This window comes from Microcoleus sp. S36b_A4, assembly GCF_036700645.1.
GTDB lineage: Bacteria > Cyanobacteriota > Cyanobacteriia > Cyanobacteriales > Microcoleaceae > Microcoleus.
Genome location: NZ_JAUBPI010000162.1, coordinates 1 through 957, shown reverse-complemented (window position 1 = coordinate 957; position 957 = coordinate 1). Strand labels below are relative to the sequence as shown.

The 957-nt window shown below is 47.4% G+C and carries 1 protein-coding gene and 1 pseudogene; both read left to right on the top strand.

Annotated features, from left to right (window positions below; all coding sequences use genetic code 11):
• The first annotated feature begins 63 nt into the window (after positions 1-63).
• A complete protein-coding gene (locus QUA03_RS27850) occupies positions 64-543 on the top strand; it encodes a hypothetical protein (protein WP_333216823.1) in 480 nt (159 codons plus the stop codon).
• Positions 544-631: 88 nt separating this feature from the next.
• Positions 632-957, top strand: a pseudogene (locus QUA03_RS27845) (hypothetical protein); the annotation flags it as partial.

The following is a 957-nucleotide window of genomic DNA, read 5'->3' as shown; positions in this document are numbered from 1 at the left end:
TATTCTTGACATCCGCTTGTGTAAATGGTTAGCTAGAAAAACATCACCATTTATTGAGACGGCATGAGTAATAAGGTACGGAACACGGCTGGCAAGTTTGCCGCCAAAGGAGAAATCCCCCGCAGGATTCGTAGTGTCAACTTAACTGATGCCACTTGGGCCTGGCTGGCTGCTGTAGCTGAAGCGGCGGGAATGAGTCGGAATGATTACCTAGAAGCCCTTGCAGAAGGTAATCCGCTTACAGAAGTGTTAGGAGGAGGAGATCCTACTCTACGTCAGCCTACTCCAATACCCAAGGAGCCTACCGCTTTGAAAAAGAAAAAGGGTTTCACTCCAAAATTTAAGGTAGGCGATCGCGTAATTGTTCGTCCGCAGTGTGGCGAAAAAACTCGCAGCGAGAAATTTGATGGGGCTGAAGGTACGGTCAATAGTTACTTGGGGGGGCGGTGGCCGGAATGTGTGGTAGTCTTCGACAAGAAAAAGATAGGGAATGACAGAGGCCATACTTTTTCCGTTTCCGAACTCGATATAATCCCCGGTTAATCGCTGGGGTTTTCTGAGATTAAAAACTTTACAATTGCCAGCTTGACAAAACTGCTAGAAAACACGATCGTTAAGTAACTGAGGAAGATTGACGCGCTACTGGCTGACGTACCACCGCCAACCAAGTAACGACTTCCCCAAACCGTTCATTCCCAACGTTTGGAGCCGAATAATTATGACACAGGATGTCGATCGCAATTCTGACGCGATCGCAACTCTTAATACTGGTGCGGTTGCGTTTGGCGGTCGCCGTCGGATTGACTGTTTGAAACAGTTAGCTTATGACTGCAACCTCACCAATGAGGAAGCAAGAAATTTTGGAGATTTGCGATCGACCGCAACATGGGAAAAGTTGCTGAACTCGCACGGACTAGAGTTCGATCGCAAATCTGAAATCTCATCTCCTGACATCTC